Origin of the sequence: Saccharothrix coeruleofusca, from assembly GCF_014648515.1 — a bacterium.
Classification (GTDB): Bacteria; Actinomycetota; Actinomycetes; order Mycobacteriales; family Pseudonocardiaceae; genus Actinosynnema; species Actinosynnema coeruleofuscum.
The window spans coordinates 146719-171999 of record NZ_BMRG01000016.1 but is presented as its reverse complement, the minus strand read 5'-3'; the positions used below and the strand labels follow the sequence as shown (position 1 = coordinate 171999).

28 protein-coding genes are annotated in these 25281 nt (G+C 73.1%); 16 read left to right on the top strand and 12 right to left on the bottom strand.

Annotated elements, in window-relative coordinates; all coding sequences use genetic code 11:
- On the top strand, positions 1–606 hold a 606-nt coding region (locus IEZ00_RS29015), incomplete at its 5' end, for an endo-1,4-beta-xylanase (protein WP_189226530.1).
- Positions 607–743: 137 nt separating this feature from the next.
- Positions 744–1412 (top strand): TetR/AcrR family transcriptional regulator, encoded by a 669-nt coding sequence (locus tag IEZ00_RS29010; protein ID WP_229796181.1) that lies wholly within the window; start codon positions 744–746, stop codon positions 1410–1412.
- A 45-nt stretch (positions 1413–1457) separates the two neighbouring features.
- Here IEZ00_RS29010 and IEZ00_RS29005 read toward each other — a convergent pair whose 3' ends face one another.
- Positions 1458–2273 carry an aminoglycoside 3'-phosphotransferase gene (locus tag IEZ00_RS29005; protein WP_189226529.1) on the bottom strand — a complete coding sequence of 272 codons (816 nt, stop codon included), beginning with the start codon at positions 2271–2273 and terminating at the stop codon, positions 1458–1460.
- Positions 2274–2427: 154 nt separating this feature from the next.
- Between IEZ00_RS29005 and IEZ00_RS29000 the strand changes: the two genes are divergently transcribed.
- The 3 genes from IEZ00_RS29000 (at position 2428) to IEZ00_RS28990 (ending at position 5944) form a co-directional block, all read left to right on the top strand.
- Positions 2428–3741 (top strand): nucleotide disphospho-sugar-binding domain-containing protein, encoded by a 1314-nt coding sequence (locus tag IEZ00_RS29000; RefSeq protein ID WP_189226528.1) that lies wholly within the window; start codon positions 2428–2430, stop codon positions 3739–3741.
- A 78-nt stretch (positions 3742–3819) separates the two neighbouring features.
- Positions 3820–4347: a general stress protein gene (locus tag IEZ00_RS28995; RefSeq protein WP_229796180.1), complete on the top strand. Its 528-nt coding sequence runs from the start codon at positions 3820–3822 to the stop codon at positions 4345–4347.
- A gap of 139 nt (positions 4348–4486) precedes the next feature.
- Positions 4487–5944 (top strand): peptide MFS transporter, encoded by a 1458-nt coding sequence (locus IEZ00_RS28990; RefSeq protein ID WP_189226527.1) that lies wholly within the window; start codon positions 4487–4489, stop codon positions 5942–5944.
- 5 nt (positions 5945–5949) lie between these two features.
- Here IEZ00_RS28990 and IEZ00_RS28985 read toward each other — a convergent pair whose 3' ends face one another.
- Together IEZ00_RS28985 and IEZ00_RS28980 are read right to left on the bottom strand one after the other, a co-directional pair.
- A complete protein-coding gene (locus tag IEZ00_RS28985) occupies positions 5950–6168 on the bottom strand; it encodes a DUF6343 family protein (RefSeq protein ID WP_189226526.1) in 219 nt (72 codons plus the stop codon).
- Between the two features lie 37 nt (positions 6169–6205).
- Entirely contained in the window at positions 6206–6961 is a 756-nt protein-coding gene (locus IEZ00_RS28980; protein WP_189226525.1) for a ZIP family metal transporter, read from the bottom strand.
- 216 nt (positions 6962–7177) lie between these two features.
- Between IEZ00_RS28980 and IEZ00_RS28975 the strand changes: the two genes are divergently transcribed.
- Positions 7178–8293, top strand: coding sequence for an endo-1,4-beta-xylanase (locus tag IEZ00_RS28975; RefSeq protein WP_189226524.1), 1116 nt, complete (start codon positions 7178–7180; stop codon positions 8291–8293).
- A 180-nt stretch (positions 8294–8473) separates the two neighbouring features.
- Here IEZ00_RS28975 and IEZ00_RS28970 read toward each other — a convergent pair whose 3' ends face one another.
- Together IEZ00_RS28970 and IEZ00_RS28965 are read right to left on the bottom strand one after the other, a co-directional pair.
- Complete coding sequence (locus tag IEZ00_RS28970) at positions 8474–10000, bottom strand: glycoside hydrolase family 43 protein (protein WP_189226523.1); 1527 nt, start codon at positions 9998–10000, stop codon at positions 8474–8476.
- A gap of 144 nt (positions 10001–10144) precedes the next feature.
- Complete coding sequence (locus IEZ00_RS28965; protein ID WP_189226522.1) at positions 10145–10510, bottom strand: MmcQ/YjbR family DNA-binding protein; 366 nt, start codon at positions 10508–10510, stop codon at positions 10145–10147.
- 129 nt (positions 10511–10639) lie between these two features.
- Here IEZ00_RS28965 and IEZ00_RS28960 point away from each other — a divergent pair, with 129 nt between their 5' ends.
- Entirely contained in the window at positions 10640–11383 is a 744-nt protein-coding gene (locus IEZ00_RS28960) for a metal-dependent hydrolase (protein WP_189226521.1), read from the top strand.
- Between the two features lie 105 nt (positions 11384–11488).
- Positions 11489–12031: an SPW repeat protein gene (locus tag IEZ00_RS28955; protein WP_189226520.1), complete on the top strand. Its 543-nt coding sequence runs from the start codon at positions 11489–11491 to the stop codon at positions 12029–12031.
- Positions 12032–12038: 7 nt separating this feature from the next.
- Here IEZ00_RS28955 and IEZ00_RS28950 read toward each other — a convergent pair whose 3' ends face one another.
- The 3 genes from IEZ00_RS28950 to IEZ00_RS28940 all read right to left on the bottom strand — a co-directional run bounded on the left by IEZ00_RS28950 (position 12039) and on the right by IEZ00_RS28940 (position 14413).
- The gene (locus IEZ00_RS28950) at positions 12039–12689 is read right to left on the bottom strand and encodes a phosphoribosyltransferase (protein ID WP_229796179.1); all 651 of its coding nucleotides are present in this window, start codon (positions 12687–12689) and stop codon (positions 12039–12041) included.
- Positions 12690–12691: 2 nt separating this feature from the next.
- Positions 12692–13975 (bottom strand): erythromycin esterase family protein, encoded by a 1284-nt coding sequence (locus IEZ00_RS28945; RefSeq protein WP_189226519.1) that lies wholly within the window; start codon positions 13973–13975, stop codon positions 12692–12694.
- Between the two features lie 63 nt (positions 13976–14038).
- Complete coding sequence (locus IEZ00_RS28940) at positions 14039–14413, bottom strand: MmcQ/YjbR family DNA-binding protein (RefSeq protein WP_189226518.1); 375 nt, start codon at positions 14411–14413, stop codon at positions 14039–14041.
- Between the two features lie 94 nt (positions 14414–14507).
- Here IEZ00_RS28940 and IEZ00_RS28935 point away from each other — a divergent pair, with 94 nt between their 5' ends.
- Positions 14508–14939 (top strand): ATP-binding protein, encoded by a 432-nt coding sequence (locus IEZ00_RS28935; protein ID WP_189226517.1) that lies wholly within the window; start codon positions 14508–14510, stop codon positions 14937–14939.
- A gap of 95 nt (positions 14940–15034) precedes the next feature.
- Positions 15035–16075 (top strand): glycosyltransferase family 4 protein, encoded by a 1041-nt coding sequence (locus tag IEZ00_RS28930; protein ID WP_189226516.1) that lies wholly within the window; start codon positions 15035–15037, stop codon positions 16073–16075.
- Between the two features lie 29 nt (positions 16076–16104).
- Here IEZ00_RS28930 and IEZ00_RS28925 read toward each other — a convergent pair whose 3' ends face one another.
- The 3 genes from IEZ00_RS28925 to IEZ00_RS28915 form a co-directional block, all read right to left on the bottom strand.
- Entirely contained in the window at positions 16105–16839 is a 735-nt protein-coding gene (locus IEZ00_RS28925) for a GAF and ANTAR domain-containing protein (protein WP_189226515.1), read from the bottom strand.
- A 101-nt stretch (positions 16840–16940) separates the two neighbouring features.
- On the bottom strand, positions 16941–17732 hold the full coding sequence (locus IEZ00_RS28920) for a GNAT family N-acetyltransferase (RefSeq protein WP_189226514.1): 792 nt from the start codon (positions 17730–17732) through the stop codon (positions 16941–16943).
- A gap of 184 nt (positions 17733–17916) precedes the next feature.
- Positions 17917–19032, bottom strand: coding sequence for an NADH:flavin oxidoreductase (locus IEZ00_RS28915; protein ID WP_189226513.1), 1116 nt, complete (start codon positions 19030–19032; stop codon positions 17917–17919).
- A 108-nt stretch (positions 19033–19140) separates the two neighbouring features.
- Here IEZ00_RS28915 and IEZ00_RS28910 point away from each other — a divergent pair, with 108 nt between their 5' ends.
- The 6 genes from IEZ00_RS28910 (at position 19141) to IEZ00_RS28885 (ending at position 24972) form a co-directional block, all read left to right on the top strand.
- Positions 19141–19761 carry a TetR/AcrR family transcriptional regulator gene (locus tag IEZ00_RS28910; RefSeq protein WP_189226512.1) on the top strand — a complete coding sequence of 207 codons (621 nt, stop codon included), beginning with the start codon at positions 19141–19143 and terminating at the stop codon, positions 19759–19761.
- Between the two features lie 147 nt (positions 19762–19908).
- Positions 19909–20061 (top strand): hypothetical protein, encoded by a 153-nt coding sequence (locus IEZ00_RS28905; protein WP_189226511.1) that lies wholly within the window; start codon positions 19909–19911, stop codon positions 20059–20061.
- A 173-nt stretch (positions 20062–20234) separates the two neighbouring features.
- A complete protein-coding gene (locus IEZ00_RS28900) occupies positions 20235–22268 on the top strand; it encodes a HelD family protein (RefSeq protein WP_506347078.1) in 2034 nt (677 codons plus the stop codon).
- A gap of 246 nt (positions 22269–22514) precedes the next feature.
- Positions 22515–22862, top strand: a complete 348-nt coding sequence (locus IEZ00_RS28895) for a hypothetical protein (RefSeq protein ID WP_189226510.1) — start codon at positions 22515–22517, stop codon at positions 22860–22862.
- A gap of 101 nt (positions 22863–22963) precedes the next feature.
- Positions 22964–23635 carry a response regulator transcription factor gene (locus IEZ00_RS28890; protein WP_189226509.1) on the top strand — a complete coding sequence of 224 codons (672 nt, stop codon included), beginning with the start codon at positions 22964–22966 and terminating at the stop codon, positions 23633–23635.
- A complete protein-coding gene (locus IEZ00_RS28885; RefSeq protein ID WP_189226508.1) occupies positions 23632–24972 on the top strand; it encodes a sensor histidine kinase in 1341 nt (446 codons plus the stop codon). The genes IEZ00_RS28890 and IEZ00_RS28885 overlap by 4 nt, the downstream gene beginning before the upstream one ends.
- Positions 24973–25114: 142 nt before the next feature.
- Here the strand turns inward: IEZ00_RS28885 and IEZ00_RS37285 are convergent.
- A partial coding sequence (locus IEZ00_RS37285) for a glycine betaine ABC transporter substrate-binding protein (protein WP_276530114.1) occupies positions 25115–25281 on the bottom strand: 167 nt, incomplete at its 5' end.

The following is a 25281-nucleotide window of genomic DNA, read 5'->3' as shown; positions in this document are numbered from 1 at the left end:
AACTACCAGACCACCCTGCAGCGCTTCGCCGACCTGGGCGTGGAGGTGCAGATCACCGAGCTGGACATCGAGGGCTCTGGGCAGACCCAGGCGGAGAACTTCCGGCGGGTCACCCAGGCCTGCCTGGCCGTGGCGCGCTGCGCGGGTATCACGGTGTGGGGCATCCGCGACAGCGACTCCTGGCGCGCCTCGGGCACCCCGCTGCTGTTCGACAGCGGCGGCAACAAGAAGGCCGCCTACAACGCCGTCCTCGAAGCCCTCAACGCGGGCGGCACGACGCCCCCCACGACCACCACGACCACGCCGGGTGGACCGACCGGCTGCACCGCCGCGGCGTCGGTGAACTCCTGGAACGGCGGCTTCGTCGCCACGGTCAAGGTCACCGCCGGGTCGTCGGCCATCAGCGGGTGGCGGGTGACGCTCACCCTGCCGCCGGGCACGACCGTCGTCGGCGCGTGGAACGCCGAGCGCAGCGGTGACTCCGGCACCGTCGACTGGACGAACGTGGGCCACAACGGCAGCGTCGCGGCGGGCCAGTCCACCGAGTTCGGCTTCCAGGGCAGCGGCACCGCCGAGGGCATCACGCCCAGCTGCGCCACCGGCTGAGCGCCGTCGACCGCCCGGTGCGGGACCGTCCCCGCACCGGGCGGCGCGGTCGTGGTCGACGCGGTTCCGGGAGTCCGCGCTATAGGCTCGACCGCGACGAGCGCCCGGCGGTCGGAGGAGCGCGTGGTGTCTGGACGGTGGTGATCGCGGTGACCGGCGTCGGCAGGACGACACGGGCCGAACAGGTCGGTGCGACGCGGTCGCGGATCCTGACCACAGCGGAGCGGTTGTTCGCCGAGCACGGGCTGTACGCGGTGTCGAACCGGCAGATCAGCGCCGCGGCGGGGCAGGGCAACAACGCCGCCGTGGGCTACCACTTCGGCACCAAGGCGGATCTGGTGCGGGCCATCGTGCGCAGGCGCACCGCGCCGATGGAGGCGTTGCGGCTGGAGATGGCCGCCGACGCCGAGAGCTCGCGGGAGGTGCGGGACTGGGTGGCCTGCCTGGTCCGGCCGGTCACCGCGCACCTGGCGTCGCTGGGCGGCCCCACCTGGTTCGCCCGGTTCAGCGCGCAGGTGATGACCGACCCGGCGTCCAGGCGGATCCTCGCCGAGGAGGCGCTGGCCACGTCCTCGCTGCGGCGGGTGGTCAACGGGCTCGACCGCTGCCTGCCGGACCTGCCCGCACAGGTGCGGGCCGAGCGCGCTGACATGGTCCGCCACCTGATGGTGCACGTGTGCGCCGAACGTGAGCGCGCCCTCGCCGAGGGCGCGACCCCCACGAGGTCGACGTGGGACGAGACGGCGACCGGGCTGGTCGACGCCATCACCGGCCTGTGGACCGCGCCCGTGACGCGGCGTTCCTGACCGAGCCCCGCCCCACCGCCACGGCAGGTGTGCGGCGCTCCGCGCTCACGCCAGGTCGTAGAGCAACCGGTAGTAGGCGATGCGCTCGGGGTCCGGGGCAACCCCGTACGCGTCGTACAGGACGTCCTCGAAACCGGGGCCGTAGTCCCAGGCCAGGCTCCACGTCGCGACCGCGAGATCGGCCCACCGGTCGGCCACGCCGAGCGACCCCAGGTCGACGTGCGCGGCGAAGGTGCCGTCGTCGTGCAGCAGCGTGTTGGGCACGCAGGCGTCGCCGTGGCAGACCACGAGGCGGTCGATCGCGGGCGGTGCGCCGAGCAGGGCTCGCGCCTCGGCCGGTGACAGGTGCCGGTGCTCGGGAGCCCAGTCGGCCGGTCCTCCGCCTTCGGCGAACCGCTCGTCGGCGCGCGCGAGCCGCCGCTGGACACCCCAGTCGAACGGGCACCGGTCCACGGGCAGGGCGTCGTGGAGCAGGCGCAGCCCGCTCCCGATGGCGGCCGCCGCCACGGCCGGGCGGTCCCGCCACCGGGGTTCCACCGCCGAGCGCCCCGGCACGGCGGCGGTGACCAGCCACGCGCCCTCGGCGTCGGCGCCCTGGTCGACCACGGGTGGGACGCGCGCCCAGGGCCGCGCCCAGGTCAGGCGCTCGGCTTCGCCCGCCAGGTCGATCTCGGGGGTGCCCGCGGCGACCCACTTGAGGTACCTGGCGCCGCCGTCCACACCGTCGAGGCGGAAGGTCAGACCGCCGAGTTCGTTGCGCCACACCGGGGTGATGGCGGCGTCGCCCGCGAGCGCGGTGACGGCGCGGGGGACGGGCAGCGGGTCGACCGGGACCTCGGCGGTGGTGGGGAGGCTGCTCACAAGAGCACGACCGTGCCAGGCGACGGCCAGGGCGCCAAGCGGCTTTCCGGCTCACCCACCGCGGATATTCCCCGATCGGCGACTGAGGGCAGATCGGGCAGTTCTCGTCCCGATCGACGACCGGTCCACCGGGCAGCCGCTACCTTCGCCCGCCATGACGAAGATCATAGTCGCGGCCGCGCCCGCGACCGGCCACTTCACCCCGGTGCGCGCCGTCGCGCAAGACCTGGTCAACCGCGGCCACGACGTGACGCTGACCAGCGGTTCGCAGTTCAGGGCCGCCGCCGAGGCGACCGGCGCCCGTTTCGTCCCGCTGCACGGCATCGCCGATTTCGCGGCCGATGACGAGGAGAAGAACTTCCCGGAGATGGCGGACATCCCGCCCGGTCCGGAGCGGTTGGGTTTCGGCGTCCGCAACACGTTCGTCCGGCCCATGCCCGACCAGCACCGCACGCTCCAAGCGCTGCTGGCCGAAGCGGGCGACGAGCCGGTGGCGCTGGTGCACGAACTGGCCTTCATGGGCGCATGGCCGGTGCGGCTGGGCGCGCCGGGGCTGAGCCCGGCGACCGTCATCGGCCTCGGCGTGGTGCCGCTGTCGCTGAGCAGTGAGGACCTCGCCCCGTTCGGCCTCGGGCAACCGCCGGACGACTCGCCGGAGGGCAAGGTCCGCAACCGCGCCGCCAACCGGTTCTTCCGGGAGGAGGTCTTCGCCACCACCCAGCAGTACCTGGTCGACGTGCTGGCCTCGGTCGGCGCGACGCGCGAGCCGCCGTTCGTGATCGACGGGCTGGTGACCCTGCCCGACCGGTTCCTGCAGCTGTCGGTCCAGGGCGTGGACTACCCGCGCGGCGACCTGCCCCCCTCGGTCCGCTACGTCGGCGCCCCGCCCCCGGTCACCACGCGGAAGGGGCCGCTGCCCGAGTGGTGGCAGGACGTGCTGGACGCGCGGACGGTGGTCGTCGTATCCCAGGGGACGGCGGCCAACAAGGACTTCGACGACCTCGTGCAGCCCACCCTGGACGCGCTGGCCGACCTGGACGCGCTGGTCGTCGCCACGCTCGGCCGCCCGGCCCGGCTCGACCGCGTGCCCGCCAACGCCAGGGTCGCCGAGTTCATCCCGTTCGGTGAACTCCTCCCGCACGCCGACGTACTGGTCAGCAACGGCGGGTTCGGCGGGGTGCAGCAGGCGCTGAGCTCGGGCGTGCCGCTGGTGCTGGCCGGGCTGACCGAGGACAAGATGGAGGTCAACGCCCGCGCGGCGTGGACCGGCGCGGCCATCGACCTGGCCGTCCAGCGCCCGGCCCGCGCGGACATCGCCCGCGCGGTGCGCACCGTGCTGACCGACCCGTCGTACCGGTACCGGGCCGCGCGGCTGGCCGAGGAGTACGCCCGCCACGACCCGTTCGACGCGATCGAGGAGTCGGTCCTGGAGTTGGTCGCCGCGTCGGCGTCGACGCCCGGCAGGTGACCGGGAGCGGTTGAGCCGTGCGCGGGCGGGAACCCGTGGGCGACGGCAGATGACGCGATGGGCGAGGAAGTGGTAGCGGTGACTCGACCGCAGTCCTACCAACCAGGCGGACACGCGCCCGCGGCCACCGGCCAGGTGGTGGTGGCCTCCTACCAGACCTACGCCGAGGCCGAGCGCGCGGTGGACCACCTGTCCGACCAGCGGTTCCCGGTGGAGCGCACGGCGATCGTGGGTCGTGGGCTGAGCAGCTTCGAGCAGGTCACCGGTCGGCTGACCACGTGGCGGGCGGCGGCTCAGTCGGCGCTGTCCGGCGCGCTGCTGGGTGCGCTGTTCGGGTGGCTGTTCGGCCTGTTCGACTGGATCAACCCGCTGATCTCCGGACTGCTGCTGGCGCTGTACGGGGCGGTCTTCGGCGCGATCCTGGGCGCGTTGTTCGGCCTCATCGGCCACGCGATGACCGGCGGCAGGCGCGACTTCTCGTCGGTGGCGGGGATGCGCGCCGACAGCTACGACGTGCTGGTCGACACCGACCACGCCGCGCGAGCGGCGCAGCTGCTCGACGCTCCGGGCGCTCCGGGGCGCGGCCACGCGGTGCCCGCGGCCTGACGACCGGACGTGTCCGCCAGTGCCACCCGATCCGCCTGCCGGGACCGGCGCCACGGTCCCGGCAGGCGTTTGCGCGCGGGTACCCGTGGTGACGCGGTAATCACCAGCGGTGCGCGGATCACCACCTGGAGGCGGAGTCATGGACGCGGTCTCAGGCCGGACCCGTGAGGGGACCTTCTTCGGACACCCCAGGAGCCTGGCCCACCTGTTCGGCGTGGAGATGTGGGAGCGGTTCTCCTTTTACGGGATGCAGGGCATCCTGACGATCTACCTCTACTACTCCGCCGCGGAAGGGGGACTGGGCCTGCCCGAGGCCACCGCGGCCAGCATCGTCGGCGCGTACGGCGGACTGGTCTACCTGTCCACGATCGTGGGCGCGTGGGTGGCCGACCGGCTGGTGGGCTCCGAGCGGGTGCTGTTCGCCAGCGCCGTCCTGATCATGGTGGGCCACCTCGCGCTGGCGCTGCTGCCGGGTTTCGCGGGTGTCGGCGTGGGCCTGTGCGCGGTCGCCCTGGGCAGCGGCGGGCTCAAGGCCAACGCGACCGCCATCGTCGGCTCCCTGTACGCCGAGGGCGACGAGCGCCGCGACGCCGGTTTCTCCCTGTTCTACCTCGGCGTGAACCTGGGCGCCTTCGTCGGGCCGCTGCTGACCGGCCTGGCCCAGGAGGAGCTGGGCTTCCACTACGGCTTCGGGCTGGCCGCGATCGGCATGGCCGCCGGACTGGTCCAGTACTCGTTCGGCCGCCGGAAGCTCCCCGACGAGGTCAACGCCGTGCCGAACCCGCTGCCCGCCGGGCGCAGGCCGCTGGTGGCCGCTGCGGCGCTGGTCGCGGTGGCCGTGGTGGTCGTGCTGGTGCTGACCGGGGTGATCCGGCCCGCCAACCTGGCCAACGTGACCGTGGTGGTCATCCTGGCCGCCGCGGTGGCCTACTTCGCGGTCATCCTCTCCAGCGGGAGGATCACCGCGGTGGAGCGGCGCAGGGTGCTCAGCTTCATCCCGATGTTCCTGGCCAGCTTCGTGTTCTTCGCGCTGTTCCAGCAGCAGTTCACCGTGGTGGCCATCTACGTCGACCAGCGGCTGGACCGTACCTTCTTCGGCTGGGAGATGCCGGTGGCCTGGGCGAACTCCATCAACCCGGTGTTCATCATCGTGCTGGCGGGCGTCTTCGCGGCGCTGTGGACGAAGCTGGGTTCGCGGCAGCCGTCGTCCCCGGCCAAGTTCGCGCTGGGCACGGTCCTGATGGGGGTGGCGTTCCTGATGTTCCTGCCCACCGCGGGCGGGCGGGGCAACAGCACGCCGCTGCTGGCGCTGGTCGTCATCCTGCTCGTGTTCAGCGTCGCGGAGCTGCTGCTGTCACCGGTGGGGCTGTCGCTGTCGACCAAGCTCGCGCCCAAGGCGTTCCACACCCAGATGGTGGCGCTGAACTTCCTGTCCGTCGCGCTGGGCACGGCCACGGCGGGCTCGCTGGCCGAGTACTACAGCGCGGAGAACGAGACACCGTACTTCGCCCTCGTCGGCGGCGGGGCCGTGCTGTTCGGCGTCCTGCTCGCCCTGGCGAGCCCCTACATCCGCAGGCTCATGAGCGGTGTCCACTGAGGGGCTCAGCCCGGCTCGCCGCGCATCTTGCGCTGGATCACGCGGCCGAGGTCGACGATCAGCACGACCACGAGCACGGCCATGACCACGGCGAGCACGACCAGGTCGGCGCGCAGCGCCAGCACGGCGGCGACGCCGCAGAACACGATGCCGAAGGAGGCCAGCCACAGGCGCAGGGTCAGCGCGCTGCGCGGTGGCGCGGGCGGGGGGAGGTCGTCGGTCATGGTGGTGGGCTTCCCCGGCGGGCGGCGTCGACACGCGTCAGCCACCCGCCCGCGACAGGCCGAAGGCGAGCAGGAACCCGAGCACGGTGATCAGCCCGACCAGCAGGTGGGCCTCCTCGAACGCCTCGGGGATCATCGTGTCGGCGATCATCGCCAGTATGGCGCCGCCTGCCAGCGCGGTGATCGCCGCGAGCACGGCGGGGGAGGCGCCGCCCAGCACGCCGTACCCGAACAGCGCCGCCAGGCCGCTGACCACGCCGATGCCGCTCCACAGGCCCAGCACGTAGCCCTTGCCCCGCCCCGCGCGCCGCATCCCGGAGGCGCTGGACAGGCCCTCGGGGACGTTGCTGATGAACACCGCGGCCACGGTCACCGCGCTCACCGCGCCGCCGCCGAGCAGGCTGACGCCGATGACGATCGACTCGGGTATCCCGTCCAGCAGGGTCCCCAGCGCGATGGCCGTGCCGGAGCCCGGCTTCTCCTGCTCGGAGGGCTGCCGGTCGCGCGACCGCTTGCGGTGGCGGGCGCCCCGGCGGGCCAGCAGGACGTTGGCGCCGGTGTAGGCCAGGGCCCCCGCGACCGCCCCCGCCGCCGTCGCGGTCAAGCCGCCGCGGTCCTCGGCTTCCGCGATCAGCTCGAACGACACCGCGGACAGCAGCACGCCGCTGCCGAACGCCATCACCCCCGCCAGCACCTTGGGCGGCACGCGCGTCAGGTAGCCCACCAACGCGCCGACGACCAGCGCGGACCCGGCCAACAACCCCCACAGGCCTGCCTCGACGACTTCCGGCATCCGGGAACCTCCCTGGTGCTCGTCCCAGGTCAGAGGTACCCGTGGGCAGCCGTTTCCCACCCGGTGGACGGCCCGCGCGGGGTCCGGCGCCACGACGAGTGCTGATCGCGCTCTTGACGTTGCCTCCGCGACCATTTTAAGGTCCGGCATCTCGAAAATTTTACATTTCTAACCGAAAGTTTCGAGATCCGTCGTCGCGAGGAAGCGAGATCCTTGATGAAGCCGACCCGCCTGGCCACCGCCGCGATCGCCGCGGTGGCGTTGACAGTGCCGTTGACACTGGTGGCTTCGGCCGCGCCCCAGCAGCTCGGCGACCGGCCGGGCCACGCCAAGAAGGAAACCCTGCGCTCGGCCGCGCCCAAGGGCTTCTACATCGGAACCGCCGTCGCGGGCGGCGGTCACCACGAGGAGCAGCCCTACCCCGACCCCTTCAGCTCCGACCGCCCGTACCGCGAGGTGCTCGCCGCGGAGTTCAGCTCCGTCTCGCCCGAGAACCAGATGAAGTGGGAGTACATCCACCCCGAGCGCGACCGCTACAACTTCGCCGCGGCCGACGCGATCGTCCGGTTCGCCAAGCAGAACCGGCAGGTCGTGCGCGGGCACACGCTGCTGTGGCACAGCCAGAACCCGGAGTGGCTGGAGCAGGGCGACTTCACCCCCGAGCAGCTGCGCGAGATCCTGCGCGAGCACATCACCACCGTGGTCAAGCGCTACGCGGGTCGCATCCAGCAGTGGGACGTGGCCAACGAGATCTTCACCGATACGGGCGCGCTGCGCAGCGAGAACATCTGGATCCGCGAGCTGGGCCCCGGCATCGTGGCGGACGCGTTCCGCTGGGCGCACAAGGCCGACCCCAAGGCGAAGCTGTTCTTCAACGACTTCGGCGTGGAGAGCGTCAACGCCAAGAGCGACGCCTACTACGCCCTGATCAAGCAGCTGCGCGCCGAAGGGGTGCCGGTGCACGGGTTCTCCGCGCAGGCGCACCTGAGCACGCGGTACGGCTTCCCCGGCGACCTGGAGACCAACCTGAAGCGGTTCTCCGCCCTCGGCCTGGAAACCGCCATCACCGAGCTGGACGTGCGGATGGACCTGCCGGAGAGCGGCGTGCCCACCGCCGAGCAGCTGGCCCAGCAGGCGGACTACTACCAGCGCACGCTGACCGCGTGCCTGAACGTAGACGGCTGCGACTCCTTCACCATCTGGGGCTTCACCGACAAGTACTCGTGGGTCCCGGTGTTCTTCGAGGGTGAGGGCGCGGCGACGGTCATGTGGGACGACTTCGGCCGCAAGCCCGCCTACTACGCACTGCGCTCCACCCTCGCCAAGCGCTGAAGCGCCCGGCGGTCGGTCAGGGAGGCGAACCGCCGGTTCGCCTCCCTGACCGCATCAGCTCCCCATGCCCCACCACGTCGGCAAGTACCACCCGAGGTGGCCCGTGGGGCCGGTAACTACTACCCGACGTACGCGAACGCTCGGTTCGCGGTGTCCGGGTGCTCGGTTCGCGGTGGGCGGCTACCGGTGGGAGACGGAGACGTTGTCGAAGCCGGCGGCGGTGTTGAACACCCGGACACCGTTGGCGCCGCTGGTGAAGCTGGTGTCGGTGACGGTGATCCTGGGTTCGGACAGGTCGTCGACGTACACCTCGATCGTCGAACCGACGGCTTGGACGCGCAGGTGGTGCCGCGTCCCCGGTCGCACGGTCAGCGGAGCCGAGGCCAGCGGTGTCCAGCCGTTGTCCGCCTTGCCGAGCACGACGCGACCCGCCGCGCTGATCCCGGCGTAGTAGCCCCGGTAGCTGTCCGTTCCGTTGGCGGGTTGGCTCACCCTGAACACCACCCCGGCATCGCCACGCGCGGACCGGGGGGTGACGTCGGCGTCGTAGGTGAAGTTCGCGAAGTTCGTGTCGAGCAGCGCCTTGCCGCCCGGCGATGAGGCGGCGTCGTACCGGCCGCCGGAGGCCGACCACGAACCGCCGTAGGTCGTCCAGCCCACGGCGTTGCCGTCGCCGAAGTTGTCCTTGACCTTCATCGTGACCGGCTGGATGGTGCCGTCGGCGTTGAAGTTCAACCGGTCGTAGCTGATCTGCCGGTGGTTGATGTCGGTCCTGCTCAACGGCCTGCGGTGGTAGACGATGTACCAGATGTCCGTGCCGGGGACGTTGAGCACCGAGTTGTGGCCGGAACCGCGGGCCACCGCGGGGTCCTGGCCGAGCACCTTGCTCAGCTTGGTGAACGGCCCGGTCGGCGAGTCGGACATGGCGTAGGACACCGAGTAGTTCGGGCCGCCCCAGTAGTCCTCGGACCACATGAGGTAGTACTTGCCCGCCCGCTTGAACATCTGCGGGCCCTCCTTGTAGTTCGACGGCGTGATCTCCTTGTAGGTGCTGCCGTCTTCGAAGGTGCCCAGGCTGGTCATGTCGCTGTTGAGCTTGACCACGTTGGCGTGGTCCCAGCCGCCGTAGTACATGTACGCCTGACCGTCGGAGTCGATGAACACGTCCTGGTCGATGGGCTGCGCGCCGTTGACGAACTGGCTGATCAGCGGCTTGCCGATGGCGTCGGTGTACGGCCCCTCGGGTCGGTCGGCGACCGCAACGCCGATGCCGCCCAGTTCGGCGTTGCTCTGGATGTCGTTGGCGGCGAAGTAGAGGTAGTACTTGCCGTTGCGCTGGACGGGCGCGGGCGCCCAGACCGCCTTCGTCGCCCACGACACGGCCGCAGTGGTGAGCACGTTCGGGTGCTTGGTCCAGTGCACCAGGTCCGGGGAGGAGAACGCGTCCAGGTAGGTCTGCTCCGCGTAGGGCCGGGACGAGGTCGGGAAGACCCAGTACCGGTTGTCGTAGACCGCGACGTCGGGGTCGGCGTACCAGCCGTCCACGAAGGGGTTGCCCGCCTCGGCCGTCGAGTAGTCAGGGGCCGTCGAGTAGTCGGGAACGGTCGGGGCGGGGGAGGCCCCGACGGGTGGGGCCGTGAGGAGGCCGCCGATCACCAACGCGGTCAACGCCGCGGCGGTGGTCCTGCCACGCCTGTTCGCAGTCACCTTGCTCGTCCAATCTGCGGTCGCCGGGACGGGTGGTCGCGTGAGATTTGCAACGTTGTAAATTGCTGTTCGTCGATCCCAGCACGCCCGAGCGGGACTGTCCAGAGCTCGCGGGGCGAGCGGCCCGGATGATCGCAGCGCGGCTCAGCCCGCGACCGGGGAGCGCTCCGCCCAGTCCGGCACCGAGGCGACCAGCTCCTCCGGCGCCGACAACCGCCACGCCTCGAAGAGCAGCTCGGCCAGCTCGTCGGCCTCGATGCCGTCGAGGTGGACCACCACCCAGCCGAAGCCGCCTGCGGTGAACTGCTCCTCGAAGACCTCCGGCCGCTCGGCCACCAGCGCCCGCTGCTCGGACAGCGTCTGCTTCAAGCCCACGGTCTGGGTGCGCGGCCAGTAGTAGCCGAACCGCTTGCCGCGCACGCTGAAGGAGCTGTACTGCTCGTTCTCCGCGCGCTCCACCTCGACGAGCGCGCCCAGCAGTCGAAAGAACTCGTCACCACGCACAGCCACCGCAGCCCCCCGCAAGTCCAGGCAACGCAGTATAGGAGGCGGCTCCCACGCGGCTGCCCGGCCCGCGCGTTCGAGATCGGCTCGATGGGGCTACTACGTAGGTGATCGACCCGACCAGGGAGGAGCCCGATGCTCGGCAGGACCCACGCGGCCACCGGCTGGTGCGCCGGCCTCGCCCTCGCCCCCGGTCTCGGCGCGCCGACGCTGCCGCAGGCCCTCGTCGTCGCCACCGTCACGGCCGGGGCGGCGCTGCTGCCCGACCTCGACCACCCCTCCTCCAGCGCTTCCCGCTTCGCGGGCCCCCTCACCGGCGCCCTGTCCTCCGTCGTGCGGTTCCTGTCCCGCGGCCTGTACCAGATCACCAAGGGCAGCCGCGACGAGCGCGTGTCCGGCGGGCACCGGCACGCCACGCATACCGTGCTGTTCGCGGTGGTGCTGGGCTTGTGGATCAACTGGTGGACCGCCCGCACCGACGTCTGGTCGGTCGTGGTCGTGCTCGGGGTGGCCGTGCTGCTGGCCGTCGACGTGCTGGGCGACTGGCTGGTCCTGGTGCTGCTCGGCGTGGCGGGGTGGTGGATCTGGCAGGGCGAGCCGGGGCAGCAGCTGGCCGCGGTGTCCGGGTGGATCGGGTGGGCGGTGGCCGTGGGCTGCATGGTGCACTGCCTGGGCGACGCGCTGACCCGGTCGGGTTGCCCGTTCCTGTGGCCGCTGCCCATCGCCGGGGAGACCTGGTACGAGCTGCGGCCGCCCAAGCTGCTGCGGTTCCGCACCGGTGGCCCGGTGGAGACGCTGCTGATCTGGCCCGGCTGCGTGGTCGCGGGCGTGCTGCTGCTGCCGGGGGTGTGGCCCGCGCTGGTCGGCGCGGTCAACTGACGGGGCGCGCCGGAGTTGACACGGTCGGGTGACACCGGGTTTGGGTTCGGCGCCACGGGAAACCGAGCAGCGACACCACCGTCCGTGCGGCCGCTGGAGGATCGCATGACCTCGCCCAGGCCCACCTCGCCGTCCCGGCCCGACGAGGCGCCCCTCGCTCCCGACCCGCTGTCGCCGGAGGCGGGCACACCGCAGGTCTACCCGCTCGGCGCGCCGATGTACTACGGGCCGATGTACCACGTGCCGCAGGAGCCCGCCCTGGCCAGCGCGGCGGGCGCGATCGCCTTCCTGGCGGGCGTGTGGCTGGCCATCGCCCCGTTCGCGCTGCACTACGCCCACCCAGGCGAGGGCTTCGAGGGCTACTGGCACGACATCGTGCTGGGCGGGGCCGTGGCGGTGCTGGCGCTGGCCCGCTCCCTCGCCCCGGACCGCGTGCGGTGGCTGGGCGTGGTCAGCGTGGTGCTGGGCCTGTGGTTGGTGCTCGCGCCGCTGGTGCTGGGCTACCAGGAGTGGTCGGGGTCGGCCACGGCGGCCGTCAACAGCATCGCGGTGGGCGCGCTGGTGGTCGTGACGGCGGTGCTGAGCGCCGTCGCGGGTCGCGGTCGGCACCGCCACGCCATCCCCCGGCAGGACCGGGGCGGCCGCTGACCGGCCATCAGCGCCCGCCCAGCGCCCGGTCCACGTCGGCGTCGGTGAGCTGGGTGAAGTCCGCGTACCACTGGCTGACCGCCCGGAACCCGGCGGGCGCGTGCACGCGGACGACGGTGTCGGCGTCCCCGGCGAGGTCCTCGGCCGCGGGTGGCGAGCAGACGGGCACGGCCAGCAGCAGCCGTCGCGGCCCCAGGCCGCGCAGCCACCGCAGCGCGGCGCGCGCGGTGACGCCGGTGGCCAGGCCGTCGTCCACCACGACGACCACCCGGCCCGCCACCGCCCGCACCGGACGGTCGCCGCGGTAGCGCCGGACCCGTCGCCGGACCTCGGCGCGCTCCCGCTCGACGACCTCGGCGAGGCCGTCCTCGGTGAGACCCCAGCGGGCCAGCGCCCGGCGGTCGAACACCGGCGGCCCGTCCTCGGCGACCGCCCCCACACCCACCTCCGGCCTGCCCGGCGCGGCCACCTTGCGGGCCACCGCGACGTCGAGGTCGCCGCCCGTGCGGCGGGCCACCTCCACGGCGACCGGCACCCCGCCGCGCGGCAGCGCCAGCACCAGCGGCCGCTCGTCCCCGGCCAGGTGGGCGGCGACCCGCTCGGCCAGTGCCCGGCCCGCCGCGGCGCGGTCGGCGAACAGGGCGGTGCCGAGGGCCACGGTCAGACCCCGCTGGGGTAGGTGTCGGGTTCCAGCAGGTCGACCTGCTGGACGCGCAGCGGGCGCACCGCGCTCGTCCGGTCGATCCACAGGAACGCGTCGTAGCGCTCGCCCAGGGTGGTGGGCACGTAGTTGGCCCAGCGCTCGTGCTCCGGGCGGTAGACCACCCCGATCGCGCGGTGGTCCAACCGGTCGCCCAGCAGGCCCGTGCGCTCCCCGAGGGGAGGGACGAACAGGGCAGGCGAGGGCGCGGCGTGGTGCAGCACGTCCTCCAGCGAACCCGCGCGGGCGGGCGGGACCGGCAGCTCCCGCATGGGCGCGCCCCACGAATCGCCCGCGACGACGGTGCCGCGGTGCGTGCCGAAACCGACCAGGACCACCCGCTCGGCCCCGTGGCGCTCGCGGGCGAGCCTGCCGATGTTCACCGCGCCGCTCGCGGCCATGTCCGTGGCCAGCGAGTCGCCGACGTGGGTGTTGTGCGCCCAGACCACCGCTTTCGAACCCGGCCCGTAGCGGGTCAGCAGCCGGTCCAGCGTGTCGTCCATGTGCCGGTCGCGGACGTTCCACGAGTCGGGACCGCCGCGGACCAGCGCCCGGTAGTAGCGCTCGGCACCGGCGACCACCTCGGCGTTCTGCCACGCGCCGAACGCGCCCGCGCGGTCCGCCGCGCGCTGTCGCAACCTGACCAGCAGGTCGACGACCTCGTTCTGGCAGCCCGTCGGCACCAGGCGGGTCGCCCTGGCGTAGTCGTGGGCCTGTTCGCCGTAGGGCTCGAAGCAGCGGTAGGCCGCCAGTGCCACCGGCACCTCGCCGGGGTCGTGCTCGCGCAGGTGGGACAGGATCTCGCGCAGCGACTCCCACAGCGAGTAGACGTCCAGGCCGTGGAAGCCGACCCGGTGCGCGGGGTCCAGCCCGGCGTTGTGGGCGCGCAGCCACCGGGTGAAGTCGACGACCTCCTCGTTGGCCCACATCCAGGTCGGCCAGCGGTCGAAGGCGGTCAGCGCCTCGCGGGGGTCCTCCGGCGCGTGCGGCAGGCCCCGGACGCTGCCGTCGACCCGTTCGCAGTCCGGCCAGTCGCCCTCCACCGCGACGAACGAGAAGCCGAGCTCGGTGATCAGCCGCCGGGTCAGCAGCGCGCGCCAGTGGTAGAACTCGTGCGTGCCGTGGGTGGCCTCGCCCAGCATCACCACCCGCGCGTCGCCCACGCGGTCCAGCAGCACGTCCAGGTCGCCCGCGTCGAGCAGCGGCGCCGCCAGCGCCGCGACCTCGTCCCCGTACCGGGTCATGGCACCTCCCACCGGGCAGTCGGTGTCCACCCGGCCTACCCGGCGGGGAGCGCGGCAAACCGGCTACCCCTCCTGGGCCAGCGCCTTCCAGCGCAGCTTCTCCCGCTCCCGCTTCGGCAGGCCCGCGACGACCAGGTCGTAGGAGTCCTCGATCATGTCCAGCACCAGCCGCTCGGGCACCGAGCCGTCCAGGACCACGGTGTTCCAGTGCCGCTTGTTCAGGTGGTAGCCGCCGGTGATCGCCGGGTGCGCCAACCGCAGCTGCACGGCCAGGTCGGGGTCGCACTTGAGGCTGACCCGCAGCGGGACGGCCCGCAGCGCGCTGAGCGCGAACATCTTCCCGGCCACCTTGAACACGCTGGAGTGCTCGTCGAAGGGGAATTCCTCACGGGCTCCCGGCAGTGCCAGGCACGCCTCGCGGAGTGCGGCGGGGGTCACTCACCCACCTTAGTGGGGGCCGATCGGGATTGTTCCCCTCGAGGGGCGGGTACCACGGCATCGGGTCAGGGGTGTCTCAACAGGGGAGGGCCCGATGAGCGTGGTCACCACCGAGGAGAGCGAAGGCTCTCCCGGACCACTGGCGTTCGAGCTCGGTGAGGGGGTGCCGCCGCTGGTGCAGGTCCGGCGGTGGGCGGGTGCGGCCCTGGCCGACCTGACCGACGACGAGTTGGGCGACTGCCTGCTGGTGGTGACCGAACTGGTGGCCAACGCCTACGACCACGGCAGCGGTCCGCGCCGGGTGCGGCTGGAGCGGTCGCCGGCCCCGTGCTCCGTGCGCGTGGAGGTGGAGGACACCGGTGGTGGGGAGGTCGTCCTGGGGCAGCCGGGGGCGACGTCGCACCGCGGTCGCGGCCTGGTGATCGTCGACAACCTGTCCCGCGCCTGGGGCGTGCGGCGGCACGCGCGGGGCAAGACCGTGTGGGCGGAGATCCCCTGCGAACCCGCCGCGGGGGACGGCCAGTAGCGGGACGGCCGTCGCGCGCCGGACGCACCCGCGCGCGGACGTAGGAGCATGGACGCGAAGCCGGCCATGGACGTCCGCGAGGAGCTGACACGGGCATGATGCGGTTGCGGGTGGCCGTCGTCGTGGAGAGCGGGACTTTCGGCAGCACCGGGGCCTACGCGCGCAACTTGCTGCGGTGGCTGCCGTCGTGGTGCCGGTGCGCCCTGCTGGTCAGCGAGCCGGTGGTCGAGCACTTCGCCCGAGTCCGCGACGCGGTCGAGGTCGTGCCGCTGCCCGAGGGCGGCGGCGCGGCGGGGGCGGCCGACGCGCTGGCCCGGTTGCGGCCGGACGTGGTGCAGGTCAACCTGTCCGACCCGGCGAGCGGCCTGGCGTGCCTGGAAGCCGCCGTGCGCGCCGCGCCCACCGTGGTCACCCTGCACCTGCCCGGCTCGCCGCCCGCAGGGCCGTTCCCGCCCGTCGCGTACGCGATCGCGCCGTCGGCCTCGGTGGCGGCGCAGTTGCGGCGGGAGCTGATGGTGCCGCCGTCGCGGGTGGTGCGGGTGCGCCACGGCGTGGAACCGCCTGCGCACCCGGTCACCGCGCGGGCGGTGGCCATCCCGGTGGTGGTCGGTGCGGTGGCGCGGCTGACCGCGCGCAAGGGGCTCGACCTGCTGCTGGAGGCGGCACGCGAACTGGTCGCGGACGGCTGCTCGCTGGAAGTGCGGATCGCGGGCGCCGGGGACGAGGAGGACGCGCTGCGCGGGCGGGCGGCCGGGTTGCCGGTGCGGTTCACCGGGCAGTGCCTGGACGTCCCGGCGTTCCTGCGCGAGCTGGACGTGTTCTGCCTGCCGTCCCGGCGGGAGGCGCTGCCGCTGGCGCTGCTGGAGGCCGCGGCCCACGGCCTGCCGTGCGTGAGCACGGCGGTCGGCGACGTGGCGGAGGTGTTGACCGGCGCGGCGTCGATCGTCCCGGCGGACGACGGGCCCGCGCTGACGGCCGCGCTGCGGGCGCTGGTGGACGACCCCGCGCTGCGCGCCCACCTCGGCGCACGCGCGCGGGCGCGGGCGTTGCGTGCGTTCGACGTGCGCATGATGGCCGCGCGCACGGCGGCCGTGCTCGCCCAGGCGGTGCGCCGACCGCTCCCGCTGCGCGGCTGAGGATGACCGGGCGGGATGACCGGGCGGGGTTACCGGGCGGCGGACGGGGCGAGCTCACCCGTGCGCACCAGCACCTCGGCGAGGTCGCGCAGCTTGACGTTGGTCCGCTGGCTGGTGCGCATCAGCACGGTGAACGCCTGGTCGCCGGTGATCTTGTGGCGCTCCATCAGGATGCCCTTGGCCTGGCCGATCAGGTCGCGGGTCTGCACCGCCTGGACCAGGTTGTCCCGCTGCCGGGCGTTGGCCAGCGCCACTGCGGCGTGCCCGGCGAACAACGACCCCACGTGCTCGGCCTCCTCGCCGAAGGCGTGCGCGTCGGGGGAGTAGAGGTTGAGCGCGCCGAGGTCGTCGTCGCGCACGAACAACTGCAGCGACAGCATGCTGGAGACCCCCAGCCGGTGCGCGCGGTCGGCGAACTCCGGCCAGCGCGTCTCGTGGGCCAGGTCGGGCACGTTGACGATCTTGTGGGCGTAGAGCGCCTCCAGGCAGGGGCCCTGCCCGGTGTCGTACTGGATCTGGTCGACCTCACCGACGACGTCGCCGGTCATCGACACGGTGTCCACCTCGCGCCTGCCGGTGACCGTGATGATCCCGGCCTGCCAGGCGCCGGGGATGGTCCCCACCGCGCCCCGCACGATCTCGTCCAGGGTGTCCTGCGCGTCCTCCTGCTGCTGGAGGGTGCGCGCCACCTCGGTCAGCTGGGCCGCCAGGTCGACCCCGCGGTCGTCCGCTGACGCGGTTCGTCCGGTCGTCCCGTCGGCCATGAGCACCCCTTCCTCCGGTAGTACTCGGTCGGGGTAGCCACTCGGGGTGCGATTCATCCGCGATCGCGCCCCGAACACCCGCCCGCGCACCCGATGCGGTGTCACGGGCTCCACACGTAGGGCGTGGTGGTCGTGACGGCGGTGAACCCCATCCGCTCCAGGATGGGGCGGCTGTCCTCGGTCGCGTCGACCTGGAGGTACCGGGTGCCCCGCTGCGCCGCGACCAGGGCGCGGTGGGCGACCAGGGCGCGGTAGACGCCCCGTCCCCGCCACCCGGCCAGCGTGGCGCCACCCCACAGGCCCGCGAACTCCGTGCCCGGCTCGAACTCCAGCCTGGCCGAGGAGACGACCCGGCCGTCCGCTTCGGCGAGGACCACGACGGTCCGCCCCGTCCCGTCGCGCACCCGGTCGACCAGCTCCGCGGCCAGCCAGCTCCGGTCGTCGCCCCAGACCTCGGAGGCCATCTCGGCGATCCGGAGCATGTCCGACTCGGACCGCGCTTCCCGGACGGTGACGCCGCTGATGGGGGCGGGGTCCGCCGCGGCCAGTTCCCCGGTTTCCCCGATGAGCACCGTCTCCGGCTGCTCGGCCGTGAAACCCGCGGCCACGAGCCTGCGCGGCAGGTCCGCGGGCAGGTCGTGTCCGCGCGTCTTCCACTCCACGGCCTCGCCTCGCGCGGCGAAGAAGTCCCGCTGCCGCGCGATCAGCGCGTCCAGCTCCGCGCCGTCCAGGCCGAGGTCGCGCGGGCCGCTGACGAAGCCGCGCCGGTGCTGCCCGACGACCCGCACCACCGGCCCGTCGCGTTCGGCGTGCGCGCCGGGCGGCAGGTTCGTGATCTCGGCTGTGCGCACCTGGTCGTCGTAAACGGCCAGCAAGGCGGTGGGATTGGGCACCGGGGCACGCTACTCGGGGGAGGCCACGTGGTTCACGTGATTTCGCGGGTGGTCATCCGGATTCGCGGACACGCCCACCCGTGCCGAGGACCCGCGATCGGACCTGCGCCTGCTGGCCGACCCGATCGCGGTGGTCCTGCGCGGCCGGTGCGTGCGCCGCCGCTGAGCGCCCCGGCCGGGCCGCTCAGACGAGCGTGGTCAGCGCCTCGCGGGTGAAGTGGGCGATCTCCTGCGCGCGGCCGGTGCGCACCTTCTCGGCCCAGGCCGGGTCGGCGAGCAGGGCGCGGCCCACCGCGACGAGGTCGAACTCGTCGGCCGCCATGCGCTCCAGCAGCTTCTCGATGCCCGCAGGGGAGGGCATCTCGCCCGTGAAGGTGGCCATGAACTCGCCGTCCAGGCCGACCGAGCCGACCGTGATGGTGGGCAGCCCGGTGATCTTCTTGACCCAGCCCGCCAGGTTCAGCTCGGAACCCTCGAACTCGGGCAGCCAGTAGCGTCGGGTGGAGGCGTGGAAGGCGTCCACGCCCGCCTCGGCCAGCGGCGCGAGGATCGACTCCAGCTCCTGCGGCGTGGCCGCCAGGCGGGCCTGGTAGTCGGTGGGCTTCCACTGCGACAGGCGCAGGACGACGGGGAAGTCGGGGCCGGTGGCCTTGCGCACGGCGGTGACCACGTCGGCCACGAGGCGGGTGCGGGCCACCGGGTCGCCGCCGTAGGCGTCGGTGCGCCGGTTGGTGTTCTCCCACAGGAAGCTGTCGAGCAGGTAGCCGTGCGCGCCGTGCAGCTCCACGCCGTCGAAGCCGAGGCGCTGGGCGGAGGCCGCGGCGCCGGCGAAGGCCTCGACGACGGAGTCCAGGTCGCTCGCGGTGGGCACCGGGGCCGCCTCGCCCAGCGGCGTGCCGTCCAGCGCCACGCCCGAGGGGGACAGCACGGGCGCGTCGGGCACGGGCGGGGTTCCGGGCTCGCGGGCGGGGCCGACGTGCCACAGCTGCGGCATGATGCGCCCGCCCCGCGCGTGCACCGCCTCCACCACGCGCGCCCAGCCTGCCAGCGCGTCCTCGCCGTAGAAGCGCGGAACGCGGTCGCTGCCGCCCGCGCTGGGGTGGTCGACGTAGGTGCCCTCGGTGACGATCAGGCCGACGCCGCCCTCGGCGCGGCGCGCGTAGTAGTCGGCCACGTCGTGGCCGGGCACGCCGCCGGGCGAGAACTCGCGGGTCATGGGTGCCATGACGACGCGGTTGGGCAGGTCCAGCGTCCCCAGTCGGAAGGGGCGGAACAGCGGTGCCACGGAAGGCTCGGTCATCGGGGTTCCTCGGCGTTGGCGAAGTCAAGGGGAGCAGTTGCTCCTTTTCGTTTCCACAGCCTAGTGGAGCAAGTGCTCCGGTTGAAGGGGGAGTCGTATGATGAGGTCGTGACGCGCGCCGAGCACTCCGCCACCTCCCCCAAGCGCGTCCGCCGAGCGGACGCCGAGCGCAACCGCGCCGCGATCATCGAGGCGGCCGCGGGAGTGCTGGCCGAGCAGGGCTGCACCGTCGACGTCCGGGAGATCGCCCAGCGCAGCGGCGTGGGCATGGGCACGCTCTACCGGCACTTCCCGACCAAGGAGGACCTGCTGGGCACGGTCCTGGAGCGGGAGTTCGCGACCTGGACCAGTGAGGCCAGGCAGGCGGCGACGGCCACCGAGGACCCGCGCGCGGCGTTGGAGGAGTTCTTCGAGCAGGCGCTGGTCAACCAGGCGCACCACCGCGCCGTCGTGGAGCGCTACTGCGAGAACTGGCGCCACCCCGCGCAGACCTGCGGGCAGCCGCTCGTGCGCATCATCGACGAGCTGCGCGAGCGGGCCCAGCGGGCCGGGAAGCTGCGGCCCGACATCACCACCGACGACCTCGCGCTGCTGCTGGCCGCGCTGAGCCAGACCGTGCAGATGACCCCGGTGGACAAGCCGTGGCTGTGGCGGCGCCAGCTGCGCGTCTGCCTCGACGGGCTCAACTGCGAGCACGCCGCACCCCTCCCGGTGGCCGAGCGGCACTGAACCACCGGACGAGCGCGTCCACCGGCCTCCGCCCGGCCGAGTGGGGTGGTCCTGTCGCAGCAATCTGGTGTCGTGGCCGGAGAGCGGGGGTATGACAACCGCGATCGCGCGCCGGTCCGCCGGTGCGCCGACGAATCTGGAGGGGACATGCCCTGGGTTGAACGACACCGGCGTCGGCTGCCGGGCGCCTGGTTCCGCACCACCACGGTGGAGCGGCACTACCGCAAGTCGCCCGCCACCGCCCCCACCGTCATCGCCGTCGTGCTGGCCGTGATCCTGCTGCTCGTGCTGATCTTCTGACCCACGCTCAGGCGGCCGCGAACCGAGCGTTCGGGACACCGGGCAGTGGTCGGTGTCCCGTGCGGCTTCCCAGGGCGATTGAAACCGCATCGGAAGAACAAGACTGTTCTTCCGCAGGTCGGCCGGGCACCCTCGGTGCCACCGATCACCGACCCGTGGGGGAGCGCAGCGGTTTGACCAGCGATGAGATCGCCATCGAGCAGCAGTACCTGACGGCCTTGCACGCCCGCGTCGACGCCATGCGCCAAGAGGCGGTGAAGCGCTTGGCGGGCACGCGGGGCAGCGACGGCGGATCGGTCGCCGTGTGGCGGGCGGAGGTGACCCGCCTGGACGCCGTGCGGCAGGGCATGTGCTTCGGCCGCTTGGACATGCGCGACAGCGGTTCTGTCTACATAGGACGGCTGAGCCTCTTCGACGAGGATGACGAGCCCCTGCTGCTCGACTGGCGGGCACCCGCCGCCCGCGCCTTCTACACCGCCACCGCGGCCGTCCCCCGAGGCGTCCGGCGGCGCAGGCACATCACCACGCGGGACCGGGTGGTCGTGGCGCTGGACGACGAACTGCTCGACTTGGACGGCGCGGATGGCGGCCTGGTGGGGGAGGCCGCGCTGCTGGCGGCGGTGACCGCGGGCCGCACCGGCCGGATGCGCGACATCGTCACGACCCTGCAAGCCGAGCAGGACCGGATCATCCGCGAGGACCACCGCGGCGTGCTGGTGGTGCAGGGCGGGCCGGGGACCGGCAAGACGGCCGTCGCGCTGCACCGGGTGGCCTACCTGCTCTACACCCACCAGCACCTGCGCACCCGCGGTGTCCTGGTCATCGGGCCGAGCCGGATCTTCCTCGACTACATCGGCCAGGTGCTGCCCGGCCTCGGCGAGCACAGCGTGGTGACCTCGACCGTCGCCGACCTGCGTCCCGGCGTCGCCGTCAGCCGGGTCGACCCGCCGGAGACCGAGGTGGAGAAGGGCCGGGCGGTGATGGCCGACCGGTTGGCCGCCGCCGTGCGCTCGAAGGTCCGGATGCCCGACGGTCCGGTCGACATCGACTTCGAGGGGCAGGTGCTGCGCCTGGACCCGGCCGCGTGCCGCCGGGCGGTGCGCAGGGCCAGGCGGACCGGGCTGCCGCACAACCAGGCCGGGCTGGTCTTCCAGCGGGACCTGGTGGACGCGCTGGCCCGGCACCTGGCCGACCGGCTGGAATCGGTCGTGCTCACCGACACCGGTGAGGCCATCGACGGCGGCAGCGCCGACGGGCGGCTCAGCGAGGCCGACCTGCGGGCGCTGGCCGCCGCGGGTGTCGTGGTCGGGCAGGACGACGGCCCCAAGGAGCTGCTGGACGACACCGACCGGACCGCCCTGCGGGACTCGTTGCTGGCCGATCCCGGCGTCCGCGCCGCGCTCGACGACCTGTGGCCGCGGCTGACGGCGGAAGGCGTGGTGGCGGACCTGCTCGGCGTGGCGGACCGGAGCGCGGCCGACTGGAGCGCGGCGGACGTCCCGCTGCTGGACGAGGCCGCCGCGCTGCTAGGTGAGAGCTGCCCGACCTTCGGGCACGTCGTCGTGGACGAGGCGCAGGAACTGTCCGAAATGGCCTGGCGGATGCTGATGCGCCGGTGCCCCACCAGGTCCATGACGGTCGTCGGCGACCTGGCCCAGACCGGGAACCCGGCGGGAGCCCGGTCGTGGGAGCACGTGCTGGCCCCGCACGTGGCCGACCGCTGGCGGCTCGCGCGGCTCACCGTGGGCTACCGCACCCCGGCGGAGGTCGTGGATGCCACCGCCGACCTGCTCGCCGCCCACCACCCCGGAACACGGCCCCCGAAGGCGATCCGCTCGACCGGTGAGACGCCGTGGCGCGTGCGCACCACCCCCGCCGACTTCCCCGCGGTCGTCGCCCGACTGGCGCCGTCGCTCAACGGCAGGGTCGCGGTCATCGCCCCGCGGGAGCACGTCGACCGCTTGGCGGAGGCGTTGTCCCCCGGCGCCGCGCACGATCCGTCCGCCGAGGTGGTGCTGCTGACTCCTCGCCAGGCCAAGGGGCTGGAGTTCGACGCGGTCCTGATCGCCGACCCGGCGGCGATCCTCGGTGCGGGACCGTTGGGGCACAACGACCTCTACGTCGCGATGACCAGGGCCACGCACCGGCTGGGCATCGTGCACCCCGGCCCGCCACCGGCGGAACTGGCGGCCGTGCGGGAGCGGTGACCACCTCTCCCGGTAGGTGCCAGGGCCTTCCGCCAGGCGGCCTCGGCAGGCGCCACCCGGCCGAGCGCGAAACAGGAGTGGCCCACGCCGTCGAGCGGGCGGGGAGCGGGCGCCTCGCCGGGGGTCGTGCCCCCAGTGGTTCCTAAGGTGATTCCAAGGTTGGGCGAAAGTTCCGCTGAGCTCCGCTTGGTCTGCTGGTCCCAGGTGCCGGAACGACCGGCGCCGCAGAACGACTGGAGCACGTGAATGGGTATTCGAGGCAAGCTCATCGCCGCCGTCCTGACGGCGGGGGCGCTGACCGCGGTGGTCTCGGCGAACGTGTCGACGGCCCTGGCGAGCCAGCCCCCGGCGACGCAGAGCGCCGCCGCCGCGGGCGCCGGGCAGGAGGACAACCTGCACAAGGCCGCCAGGCTGCTGGCCGTCGAGCTGGGCATCTCCGGTGAGCGGGCGCTGCAGGTGCTCCGCGTCCTGGAGAGGGTCGTGCCGGAGGGCGCGATCACCGACGACCCGAGGTTCATCATCATCGCCAAGGACCTCGGCGTCAGCCCCCAGCGGCTCAGTGACGCCCTCACCGCGGTGAAGATGAAGCTCTGATCGGAAGTTCACTGATCAGGTGATCCGTCCGCCGCGGTCGGGGCCGGTGGTCCGGACCGCGGCGGACGGGCCGTCCGCGGTGATCATCCATACTGGGAGGCGTGCGAGTCCTGGTGGTCGACGACGACGAAGCGGTCCGCCGCTCCCTGACCCAAGCGCTGCGCCGGGACGGCTACCAGGTGTCGGTCGCGGTTGACGGGGCGCAGGCCCTCGACGAGCTGGGCAGGGTCCGGCCCGAGGTGATCGTGCTGGACGTCCTGCTGCCCGAGCCCAACGGGCTGGAGATCTGCCGCAGGCTGCGCCGCCGCGGCGACCGCACGCCGATCCTCATGCTCACCGCGCGCGACCTGGTCGAGGACCGGGTGGCCGGGCTCGACGCCGGGGCCGACGACTACCTGGTCAAGCCGTTCGCGCTGGACGAGCTGCGGGCCCGGCTGCGCGCCCTGCTGCGGCGCACCGGGGCCGACCTGGAGGTGCTGCGGTTCGCCGACGTGGAGATGGACACGGCCACCCGCCGGGTGCACCGCGCAGGCCGGGAGATCGAGCTGACCCGCACCGAGCACGCGCTGCTGGAGCTGTTCCTGCGCAACCCGGACCGGGTGCTCGGCCGCGAGCTGATCTTCGAGTCGGTCTGGGGCTACGACTTCGGCCCCGCGTCCAACGCGCTGTGGGTCTACATCAGCTACCTGCGAGGGAAGCTGGAGTCGGCGGGCGAACCGCGCCTGATCCAGACCGTGCGCGGACTGGGGTACGTGCTGCGGGAACGGCCGTGACGCTGCGCACCAGGGTCGGGGTCGCCGCCGGCCTGGTGGTGCTGCTGGCCCTGGCACTGGCCTCGGTGGCGGTCTACTCGACCGTGCGCGACAACCTGCGCCGCCAGGTGGACACCTCGCTGGCCGACGTCGTGCCGCAGACCCCGGCCATCGCCATCCGGCTCAAGCAGGACGTCATCGAGTCGAAGGACACCCTCTCGTTCGAAACCCCGATCGACCTGGGCAGCACGCTGCTGCAACTGGTCATCGTGCCGGAGGATCCGAGACCGGGCAGGCAGTTCATCCCGGTGACCGATCGGGACCTCGCCGTGCTCCGCGGCACCGAGCCCCCCTACTACCAGGACGCCGTCCACGAGGGCGTCGCCTACCGCGTCTACACCGCGCCGATGCCGGAGACGACGATCACGCTGGTCCGGGTCGCCCGGCCGCTGTCGGCCGAGTCGGACGTGCTCAGGCCGCTGGCGGTGCTGCTGGTCGCGCTGACCGCGGTCGGCGGTGCGATCGCCGCGCTGGCGGGCAGGCTGATGGCCCGCCGGGTGCTGCGGCCGGTGCGGGTGCTGACCGACGCGGTCGAGCACGTGACCGCGACCCAGGACCTCAGCTCCCGCGTCGACCTCACCGGAAGCGACGAGATCGGCCGCCTCGGGCGGTCGTTCGCCACCATGATGACGGCGCTGGACATCTCCGTGCAGGCGCAGCGCCAGCTGGTGGCCGACGCGTCGCACGAGCTGCGCACCCCGCTGACCAGCCTGACCACGAACCTCGAACTGCTCGCCGACGGCGAGGGCCTGGGCGACCCCGAGGCGCCGGTGATGGTGCGCGAGGCGATCCGGCAGGCGGGTGAGCTGCGCACCCTGGTCAACGACCTGATCGACCTCGCCCGCTACGGCGAGGGCACCGCGCGGGCCGAGGACACCCGGCTGGACCTGGTGGCCGCGCGGGTGGTGGCCAAGGCCGCGGCGCGCTCGGCCGGGGTGCGGTTCGAGTCGGCGCTGTCGCCGTGCCTGGTGCACGTCGACCCCGACGGGATCGAGCGGGCCGTCGGGAACCTGGTCGACAACGCGGTGAAGTGGAGCCCGCCCGGCGGCCGGGTGCTGGTCACCGTGGCCGACGGCGAACTGGCGGTGACCGACGAGGGCCCCGGCATCCCGGCGGCGGACCTGCCGTTCGTCTTCGACCGCTTCTACCGGTCGGCGCAGGCGCGGTCGCTGCCCGGATCGGGGCTCGGCCTGGCCATCGTGCGCCAAGTGGTGGAGACCCACGGCGGCCAGGTGGCCGCTGAATCCCTCACCCCCGGCACTCGGATGCGCCTGCGCTTGCCGGTCCTCCGGGATTGACCCGAGCGGGCGGACCGCTCGAGCGGTCCGCGAAGTCGGCGGCACGTCCACCCTTCGACGGCGACGCCACCTGGGTGGAGACGGAGTTCCGGGGCTGACCAGGTGGCCCGGCCGGGGCGGGAACCCCACCCCGGCCGGGTGGTCACTCCGCCTGCGACACGAACCCCTTGCGGACCATCCAGTCGCGGGCGACCACCGCGGGGTCGCGGCCCAGGACGTCGACCTCGGCGTTGAGCGCCCGGATGGTGTCGTTGTCCAGCTCGTCGACCACCGGCGCCATCACCTCGGCCACCTGCGGGTGGGCGTCGT

Bases quoted from the DNA above. Each gene is read 5' to 3' on its own strand.
- IEZ00_RS28985 (WP_189226526.1), bottom strand. From the start codon at position 6,168: ATGACCGACGACCTCCCCCCGCCCGCGCCACCGCGCAGCGCGCTGACC.
- IEZ00_RS28895 (WP_189226510.1), top strand. From the start codon at position 22,515: ATGGGTATTCGAGGCAAGCTCATCGCCGCCGTCCTGACGGCGGGGGCG.
- IEZ00_RS28945 (WP_189226519.1), bottom strand. From the start codon at position 13,975: ATGACCCGGTACGGGGACGAGGTCGCGGCGCTGGCGGCGCCGCTGCTC.
- IEZ00_RS28930 (WP_189226516.1), top strand. From the start codon at position 15,035: ATGATGCGGTTGCGGGTGGCCGTCGTCGTGGAGAGCGGGACTTTCGGC.
- IEZ00_RS28980 (WP_189226525.1), bottom strand. From the start codon at position 6,961: ATGCCGGAAGTCGTCGAGGCAGGCCTGTGGGGGTTGTTGGCCGGGTCC.
- IEZ00_RS28925 (WP_189226515.1), bottom strand. From the start codon at position 16,839: ATGGCCGACGGGACGACCGGACGAACCGCGTCAGCGGACGACCGCGGG.
- IEZ00_RS28955 (WP_189226520.1), top strand. From the start codon at position 11,489: ATGACCTCGCCCAGGCCCACCTCGCCGTCCCGGCCCGACGAGGCGCCC.
- IEZ00_RS28915 (WP_189226513.1), bottom strand. From the start codon at position 19,032: ATGACCGAGCCTTCCGTGGCACCGCTGTTCCGCCCCTTCCGACTGGGG.
- IEZ00_RS28990 (WP_189226527.1), top strand. From the start codon at position 4,487: ATGGACGCGGTCTCAGGCCGGACCCGTGAGGGGACCTTCTTCGGACAC.
- IEZ00_RS28905 (WP_189226511.1), top strand. From the start codon at position 19,909: ATGCCCTGGGTTGAACGACACCGGCGTCGGCTGCCGGGCGCCTGGTTC.
- IEZ00_RS28960 (WP_189226521.1), top strand. From the start codon at position 10,640: ATGCTCGGCAGGACCCACGCGGCCACCGGCTGGTGCGCCGGCCTCGCC.
- IEZ00_RS28935 (WP_189226517.1), top strand. From the start codon at position 14,508: ATGAGCGTGGTCACCACCGAGGAGAGCGAAGGCTCTCCCGGACCACTG.
- IEZ00_RS28975 (WP_189226524.1), top strand. From the start codon at position 7,178: ATGAAGCCGACCCGCCTGGCCACCGCCGCGATCGCCGCGGTGGCGTTG.
- IEZ00_RS29000 (WP_189226528.1), top strand. From the start codon at position 2,428: ATGACGAAGATCATAGTCGCGGCCGCGCCCGCGACCGGCCACTTCACC.